This is a genomic window from Micromonospora sp. NPDC002411 (assembly GCF_053592955.1).
In genome coordinates, this window is record NZ_JBSFBM010000296.1 from 1 (window position 1) to 8443 (window position 8443).

The 8443-nt window shown below is 70.5% G+C and carries 8 protein-coding genes; 2 read left to right on the top strand and 6 right to left on the bottom strand.

What is annotated here, in order from left to right; genetic code table 11:
• Positions 1-29 precede the first annotated feature (29 nt).
• The 3 genes from ACWCO3_RS27115 to ACWCO3_RS27125 all read right to left on the bottom strand — a co-directional run bounded on the left by ACWCO3_RS27115 (position 30) and on the right by ACWCO3_RS27125 (position 2127).
• Complete coding sequence (locus ACWCO3_RS27115; protein WP_145783908.1) at positions 30-977, bottom strand: permease prefix domain 1-containing protein; 948 nt, start codon at positions 975-977, stop codon at positions 30-32.
• Entirely contained in the window at positions 974-1315 is a 342-nt protein-coding gene (locus ACWCO3_RS27120; protein ID WP_088990384.1) for a PadR family transcriptional regulator, read from the bottom strand. The genes ACWCO3_RS27115 and ACWCO3_RS27120 overlap by 4 nt, the downstream gene beginning before the upstream one ends.
• A gap of 242 nt (positions 1316-1557) precedes the next feature.
• Entirely contained in the window at positions 1558-2127 is a 570-nt protein-coding gene (locus tag ACWCO3_RS27125) for a hypothetical protein (RefSeq protein WP_145783905.1), read from the bottom strand.
• A 122-nt stretch (positions 2128-2249) separates the two neighbouring features.
• Here ACWCO3_RS27125 and ACWCO3_RS27130 point away from each other — a divergent pair, with 122 nt between their 5' ends.
• The gene (locus ACWCO3_RS27130) at positions 2250-3629 is read left to right on the top strand and encodes a serine/threonine-protein kinase (RefSeq protein WP_450012721.1); all 1380 of its coding nucleotides are present in this window, start codon (positions 2250-2252) and stop codon (positions 3627-3629) included.
• 26 nt (positions 3630-3655) lie between these two features.
• On the opposite strand, the gene ACWCO3_RS27135 is transcribed toward ACWCO3_RS27130, so the two are convergent.
• The 3 genes from ACWCO3_RS27135 to ACWCO3_RS27145 form a co-directional block, all read right to left on the bottom strand.
• Positions 3656-4204: a hypothetical protein gene (locus tag ACWCO3_RS27135; protein ID WP_450012723.1), complete on the bottom strand. Its 549-nt coding sequence runs from the start codon at positions 4202-4204 to the stop codon at positions 3656-3658.
• Positions 4205-4243: 39 nt separating this feature from the next.
• Positions 4244-4789, bottom strand: coding sequence for an RNA polymerase sigma factor (locus ACWCO3_RS27140; protein WP_357932472.1), 546 nt, complete (start codon positions 4787-4789; stop codon positions 4244-4246).
• Between the two features lie 87 nt (positions 4790-4876).
• Positions 4877-5497 (bottom strand): L-threonylcarbamoyladenylate synthase, encoded by a 621-nt coding sequence (locus tag ACWCO3_RS27145; protein WP_145783897.1) that lies wholly within the window; start codon positions 5495-5497, stop codon positions 4877-4879.
• A gap of 147 nt (positions 5498-5644) precedes the next feature.
• Between ACWCO3_RS27145 and dnaE the strand changes: the two genes are divergently transcribed.
• Positions 5645-8443 (top strand): DNA polymerase III subunit alpha (dnaE, locus tag ACWCO3_RS27150; protein WP_450012726.1); only part of this gene is annotated, 2799 nt, incomplete at its 3' end.

The following is an 8443-nucleotide window of genomic DNA, read 5'->3' on the forward strand; positions in this document are numbered from 1 at the left end:
GGTACGCGCCGGGCCGCCTCGGGTGTCGCTCACGCCGTCTGCTGGCGCGTCTTACGGGCGGTGTCGATCATGTCCCAGACCACGATCGCGGCGGTACCCAGCGCGATGGCCAGCCCGATGCCGTCCCGGTTGTCCGCCTCCGCCACCCAGCTCAGCCGCTCGCCCAGGGCCGGGTTGAGCAGCCGGTCGGAGAGCGCCAGCCACACCAGCGGCACCGAGAATGCCAGGTTGAGCACTGCCTTGACGCCGAACAGGGCCCAGGTCCAGCGCCCGATCCGGTACTTCACGACCTCGAAGATCACGCTGGCGACCAGCACCACGATCAACGCCGGCAGCCAGAACGACCACAGGGCCGGGTCGAGGATCGGGATGTTCTCGCCGTCGGTGCCCCTGACCCAGGACTGGTAGTGCTGGAACGGCAGGTAGCCGATGGTCAGCACCAGCATGATCACCGACGCGATGGTGTCGGCGAGGGGGATGCCCCGGCGCACCGGGGCGTCGGGCAGTTGGTCGACGGTCCACTCCGGCAGGTCCACGGCCGTCTGGGTGCGCTCGATGATGGCGAAGGTCAGGGTGAGCCAGAAGGTGATCTGAACGGCCACCTGCATGGCCACGACGAGGCCCGGCCCGATCGCGCCGAAACCCTTTCCCTCGGCGGCTTCCACGATGGTGACGATCGTGCCGACGAGCGCCGGGATGAAGCTGAGCAACAGCTTCAACAGCCGCAGCCAGAGCAGGTAGTAGGTCGGGCCGATCAGTTGCAGCCGGCGGTCGGCGTACCGGGCGGCCAGCACGTCGGGGTTGCCCAGCTCGGTGAGCACCTCCCGCTCGGCGGTGGTGGCGTCCTGGCCGCCGTCGGTCCGACCCTCGATCATGTCGTCGATGGAGGCGCGCAGCTCGCTGGCGATCTCGTCGCGTCGCGGAGCGGGCACCGAGCGCAGGGTGGCGGCGAGGTAGCGGTCGGTCAGGGTGTTCATCGGTCCACTCCTTGGATCAGCCCGGTGACGGAGGTCTGCACGGCGGCGAGGTCGTCGAGCAGCCGGCTCAGCATCGACTCGCCCTCGTCGCTGGTCCGGTAGAACTTGCGCGGCCGGCTCTCCTCGGTGTTCCACTCGCTGGTCAGCAGCCCCTGGTCCTCCAGGCGGCGCAGCAGCGGATAGAGGGTGTTGGCGTCCACCGGGAAGCCGTGTTCGGTGAGCCGTTGCAGCAGTGCGTAGCCGTAGTCAGGTCGGCGTAGCGCGACCAGGCTGGCCACCACGACGGTGCCTCGACGCAACTCCTGTAGGTGCGTCCGTAGAACGTCCTCGCTAACCATGTGTCACACCATACTGTGTGGCACACAGTGTTGTCTACGGCGATAGCGTTGTGTCTGCTAAGGGTGTCGAACGCGACCCGCCTGCCCTACGCGTCCCGCCCGTCGGCGACCGTTGTTCACCCCCTTTGCTCTGCTGCTGCGGATGCGCCAGGGCGTTGCCGCAGGGTGGTGCCTCAAGGGCAGCAGAGCAAAGGAGGCGCGGGGCGCCCGGCTCGCACCGGACGCCCCGCAGAAAGCCCTGGTCAGCAGGCCGCGCCCTGCCGGAAGTTGCGCTCGACGAAGCTGGCCGGCCCGACCTGGAAGTAGCCGACGCCAGGCCGGATCGGGTGCCCGGTGAACAGCTCCACCCGCGAGCCGACCCGCACCAGGTACGCCTCGGCGTCCCCCGCGTCGTTGCGGATCAGCGAACCCCGCAGCCCGTAGATGTCCTCCAGTTCGGCGAAGGACATGCCGACCGACGCCCCGGCGGGGGAGTAGGGCGGCACGGTGGCCGTACCGACCTCCACCAGCCGGCCGTCGCGGAAGGCCAGCAGGAGCACACCGGCCCAGGAGCCGGTCGCGCCGGCGTGCACCACCCCACCGCAGGCCGGCGCGGTCCAGTCGATGTGCCCGGCCGCGGTGAGCGCCGCCAGGCTGGCACCGATCCGGTACGCCCCGGCGCCGCCGACGCCGAGCACCTGCGGGTGGTGGTGCACCGCGGTCGGCGGGGCGCCGACCGGAGCTGCCGCCGCTGCCGGGCCGGCGACGGTGGCCGGGACGAGCGTGCCGAGCGTCAGCAGGGCGGCGGTGAAGAGGATCGAGGGACGTTTCATGGCGTTCTCCTTCGGTGACGAGGTGTCCTGCCCTGTTAGTCACCGCGCCGGAGCCAACGGTTCGTGAGGTTCACGTCCGGCCCGGTCTACTGTGCAGAGAAACGCCCGCCGGGGGTGACACCGTGACGGCTCCGCTGCGGATCGGGCCCTACGCCGTCGAGCGACTGCTCGGCGTCGGGTCGTTCGCGACGGTCTGGCTGGGCTACGACCCGGTCCTCGACACCCGCGTCGCGATCAAGGTGTTGGCCGAGAACTGGAGCCACGACCTGCGGGTGCGGGAACGCTTCCTGGACGAGGCCCGGTTGCTGCGCCGGCTGGAACACGAGCGACTCATCCGGGTGCACACCGTCGGTGAGTTGCCCGACGGTCGCCCGTACGCGGTCCTGGCGTGGGCGGATCGGGGGAGCCTGCGGGACCGCCTGGCCGCCGGCGAGATCCCCGCGTCCTCGGCGCTGCGGCTGCTCGGTGAGATCTGCGCCGGCGTCGCCGTACTGCACCGAAACGGCGTCGTGCACCGTGACCTCACCCCGGGCAACATCCTGTTCCGCTCCGTCGGCCCGGACGCCGAACAGGTGCTGATCGCCGACCTCGGCCTCGCGAAGGCGCTCGCCGCCGCCTCCGGGCTGACCGCCCGGGCCGGCACCCCCGGGTACATGGCCCCGGAGCAGGACGACCCGGGCGCGGTGGTCGACACCCGCGCCGACGTGTACGGGCTCGGCCGGCTCGGCATCCGACTGCTGGCCGCCGACCCGCCGGCCGGCACCGAACCGCCTCGACGCCCCGCGGAGATCCGACTACGCGAGGGCGTGCCCGCCGCAGTCGCGGCGGTGCTCGTCCGGGCCACCGCGTACCAACCGGCCAACCGTTACCCGGACGCGTCGGCGCTGCACGACGCGCTGGTCCGCTCCCGCGCTTCGGAGGAGCAGGTGCTCGGCACGACCGGCCGCCGCCCGTACCTGTCGCGGCTGGCCGGGGTCGTCGTCGCGACCGTCCTCGTGGTGGGTGGGGTGGGTGCCGAGCCCGGCGGTGCCGGGTCGGGTCGACCGGTCGTCGGCACGTACACCACCGGGCCGCTCACCGTGGCGTTGCCGGCAGGCTGGTCGGCCACGGGAACCACCTGGGCCGGCCAGTTCGATGCCGGCGGCGAACCGGAACCGGCGCTGGTGATGTCGCCGCAACCCCGCCGCTGGGCCGCCGACCCCCGGCTGCCCGGCGCGTTCGTCGGCCTCTCCGCCGCCACGGCGGTCCGCACCACACCGGCCGGGTTCCTGGCCGAGCGGACGCACGGGGACTGCACACCCGCCCCGGCTCGCACCACCCGCCAGGCGGGCGTCGAGTGGACGGTGGTGGCGTACCGCTGCGACCAGGGTCGGCCGCGGATCGTCGAATCCGCAGGCCTGCATCCCGGCCGGGCCGCTCTGGTGTACGTGCAGATCGTGCCACCGGAGCACGCCGCCCCCGAGTTCGTGGACGCCGTCCTCGCCGGAGTGCGGGTCGGGTAGGTACGGTCCGGCAGACCGGCGGCGCGCTAACGAACCACCACGGTGATGGTGTGCGCGCGGTCGTCCTTGGGGATCGTGACGGCGACGGTGCCGGGTCGGACGAACCGGATGTCCACCACCCCGGCCTCGTAGTGCTGCGAGACCAGCTCCGGCCGGTCCACGGTGACCAGACCGGGCCCGATTCCCTGGATCCGCAGCACCGCGCCAGTGGCGAAGCAGAGCGACCGCAGCAGCTCCAGTTCGGTGTCGGCCACCGGCAGGTCGTAGCGGACCGCGCCGAGGCAACTGCTGGTCGGCGTGGTCGGTGACAGGGTCGGTCGCGGTGGCGTACCCCGGGTCCTGATCGGCGCGGGGGGCACCGGCGGCTCGGCGGCCGGCGGCGGCCGAGTTGGTGACCGACTGGCGCCGGGCGTCCCCGACGGTGTGGGTGCAGACGCCACCGCCGACGTCGACGGGGACGGCCCGGGTGGCTGCACGGGCAGCGGCGAGACCGCGTCGCTGCCGCAGGCGGCGACCGCCACGATGCCCGCGAGAGCGGCGACGACGCGGCCGACGGCCCGGCGGAGCGGAATCACCCAGCCCCCTTCCCCCGATCGTCGATGCGTCTCGCCGACTCAGCCCGAGTCGGTGCCGAGCCGTTGTCGGACCTGGTGACGGGCCAGGTGCAACCGCGACTTCACAGTGCCCACCGGCACGTCGAGCAACTCGGCGATCTCGGGATAGCTCAGCCCGAGAACGTCGCGCAGGGCCACCACCTCGGCGAGGTCGGGGCGGACGGCGTCGAAGGCGTCGAGCAGGTCGAGGCGGGTGCCCGCGACCACGCTCGTCCGTCGTGGGTCGGCCCGGTCGGGTAGCGGTACGCCGTCGGCCTCCAACCGGCAGCGGCGGCGCAGCGTGCGGTACGTCGAGCGGGCCCGGTTGGCGGTCAGCCGGTGCAGCCAGGTGCGGAACGAGGAGCGTCCCTCGAACCGGGTGATGCCGTTGGCCAGCGCCAGCAGGGTGTCCTGGCAGGCCTCCTCGGCATCCTCCCGATTGGGCAGGAACCGGGCGCACAGCCGTAGCACCTCGGGGCGCACCGCGAGCAGCAGGGCGTCCAACGCCGCCGGGTCGCCGTGTGCGGCGGACCGGGCCAGGGCGTCGATGTCGTCCGCGTCGGGCATGCCGGGTGTCCAATGCTCGCCGGTGCCGATCCCCGAGCGTACGGCGAGCGGTGCCGCAGCGCCCCCGTACGGTCCGGCACCCGACGGCTATTCGAAGCGGGACACGTCGCCGGCGCCCCGGCGCAGGATCTCCGGCTCGGGGCCGGACAGGTCGATCACGGTCGTCGGCTCCATGCCGCAGTCGCCGGCGTCGAGCACCGCGTCGACCTGGTGGTCGAGCCGTTCCTTGATCTCCCAGCCCTGGGTCATCGGCTCGTCGTCGCCGGGCAGGACCAGGGTGCTCGACACCAGCGGCTCGCCCAGCTCGGCCAGCAGCGCCTGGGTGACGGTGTGCCGGGGTACGCGTACCCCGACGGTGCGCTTCTTCGGGTGCAACATCCGGCGCGGCACCTCGCGGGTGGCCGGCAGGATGAAGGTGTAGCTGCCCGGGGTGGACGCCTTCACCAGGCGGAAGACCGAGTTGCTGATCTGGACGAACTGACCGAGCTGCGCGAAGTCCCGGCAGATGAGCGTGAAGTGGTGCCGGTCGTCGAGGTGGCGGATTTGCCGGATCCGGTCCAACCCGTCCTGGTTGCCCAGCTGGATGCCGAGCGCGTAGCAGGAGTCGGTCGGGTAGGCGACCAGCCCGCCACCGCGGATCAGGTCGGCGACCTGGCCGATGATCCGGGGCTGGGGGTTGTCCGGGTGTACGTCGTAGTACCTCGCCATCCTGCGAGCCTAGGCGCATAGGCGGCCGGGCAGGAGACGAGGGCCACGACCCTCGGCGCGGACGGTGGAGCCGTCGAGATCACCTCGGTAGGGTAGGTCCCGGTCGGCTCCGACCACCAAGATCCACACCGCCGGGGGGCGCCACGCATGGCTGATTCGTTCGCGCATCTGCACGTGCACACGGAATACTCGATGCTCGACGGAGCGGCCCGCCTGAAGGACCTGTTCGCCGAGGCCAACCGGCTGGGCATGTCCGCCGTGGCGATCACCGACCACGGCAACATGCACGGCGCGAACGACTTCTACAACCAGGCGATGGCCGCCGGGATCACGCCGATCCTGGGCGTCGAGGCGTACGTGGCGCCGGAGTCGCGCTATCACAAGGCTCGGGTCAAGTGGGGTCGGCCGGAGCAGAAGAGCGACGACATCTCCGGTAACGGCGCGATCACCCACAAGACGATGTGGGCGAAGAACGCGCAGGGCCTGAAGAACCTGTTCACCCTGAACTCGCGGGCGTCCATGGAGGGGCACTACGTCAAGTGGCCCCGGATGGACATGGAGCTGATCGCCGAGCACGCCGAGGGGATCATGGCCACCACCGGCTGCCCGTCCGGCGCGGTGCAGACCCGCCTGCGCCTGGGCCAGTTCGACGAGGCGCTCAAGGTCGCCGCGAGCTACCAGGACATCTTCGGCAAGGACAACTACTTCCTGGAGATCATGGATCACGGCCTCTCCATCGAGAGCCGGGTCCGTGAGGGGCTCACCGAGATCGCCCGCAAGCTGGACATCCCGCCGGTCGTCACGAACGACTCGCACTACACCCACGAGGCGCAGGCCACCGCGCACGACGTGCTGCTCTGCGTGCAGACCGGCAGCAACATCGACGACCCGAACCGGTTCCGGTTCGAGGGTGGCGGCTACTTCATCAAGAGCGCCGACCAGATGCGCGCTGTGGACTCGTCGGAGCTGTGGCAGGAGGGCTGCCGCAACACCCTGCTGGTCGCCGAGAAGGTCGACCCGAAGGGCATGTTCGAGTTCCACAACCTGATGCCGCGCTTCCCGGTGCCGGAGGGGGAGACCGAGGAGTCCTGGTTCCGCAAGGAGACCTTCGCCGGCCTGGGCCGCCGCTACCCGAACGGCATCCCGGAGGGGCACGTCGTCCAGGCGGAGTACGAGCTGGGCGTCATCAACCAGATGGGCTTCCCGTCGTACTTCCTCGTGGTCGCCGACTTCATCCAGTGGGCCAAGAGCCAGGGCATCTCGGTGGGTCCGGGCCGTGGTTCGGCCGCCGGCTCCCTCGTCGCGTACGCGCTGGGCATCACCGACCTCGATCCGATCCAGCACGGTCTGATCTTCGAGCGGTTCCTGAACCCCGAGCGTGTCTCGATGCCGGATGTCGACATCGACTTCGACGAGCGTCGGCGCGGTGAGGTGATCAAGTACGTCACCGACAAGTGGGGTGAGGACAAGGTCGCTCAGATCGCCACCTTCGGTACGATCAAGGCGAAGGCCGCGATCAAGGACTCCGCCCGGGTCCTCGGTTTCCCGTACGCGGTCGGCGACCGGATCACCAAGGCGATGCCGCCGGCGGTGATGGGCAAGGACATCCCGCTCACCGGCATCTTCGACACCAAGCATCCCCGGTACGCCGAGGCCGGCGAGATCCGTGGCCTGTACGACTCCGACCCGGACGTCCGCAAGGTGATCGACACCGCGAAGGGCATCGAGGGGCTGATCCGGCAGACCGGTGTGCACGCCGCCGGCGTCATCATGTCCGCCGAGCCGATCATCGAGCACATCCCGTTGATGCGCCGCGACGCCGACGGGGCGATCATCACGCAGTTCGACTACCCGACCTGCGAGTCGCTCGGGCTGCTGAAGATGGACTTCCTCGGCCTGCGCAACCTGACGATCATCGACGACGCGGTCAAGAACATCGAGCTGAACCACGGCCTCAAGCTCGACCTGCTGGCCCTGCCGCTGGACGACCCGGCCGCGTACGAGCTGCTGGCCCGGGGCGACACCCTGGGCGTGTTCCAGCTCGACGGTGGGCCGATGCGGTCGCTGCTGCGGTTGATGAAGCCGGACAACTTCGAGGACATCTCCGCCGTCCTGGCCCTGTACCGGCCCGGCCCGATGGGCGTCGACTCGCACACCAACTACGCGCTGCGCAAGAACGGCCTCCAGGAGATCACGCCGATCCACCCGGAGCTGGAGGAGCCGCTGCGGGAGATCCTGGCACCCACCCACGGCCTGATCGTCTACCAGGAGCAGGTGCAGCGCGCCGCGCAGATCCTCGCCGGTTACACCCTCGGTCAGGCGGACCTGCTGCGCCGGGCCATGGGTAAGAAGAAGAAGGAAATCCTCGACAAGGAGTTCATCCCGTTCCGGGACGGCTGCCGCGAGCGCGGCTACTCCGACGAGGCGATCCAGGCGGTGTGGGACGTCCTGGTGCCGTTCGCCGGGTACGCCTTCAACAAGGCGCACTCCGCCGCGTACGGCCTGGTCTCCTACTGGACGGCGTACCTGAAGGCGCACTACCCGGCCGAGTACATGGCCGGGTTGCTGACGTCCGTCGGTGACGACAAGGACAAGATGGCGCTCTACCTGTCCGAGTGTCGCCGGATGCGCATCCAGGTGCTGCCGCCGGACGTGAACACCTCGGCCGGGCCGTTCACCCCGGTCGGCAAGGACATCCGCTTCGGCCTGGCGGCGGTCCGCAACGTCGGCGCGAACGTGGTCGCCTCGATCATGCGCTGCCGTGACGAGAAGGGCGAGTACGCCGACTTCTACGACTTCCTGTCCAAGGTGGACGCGGTGGTCTGCAACAAGAAGACCATCGAATCGCTGATCAAGGCGGGTGCGTTCGACTCCCTCGACCACCCCCGCAAGGGGCTGCTCGCGGTTCACGCCGACGCCATCGACGCGTACGCCGACGTCAAGCGC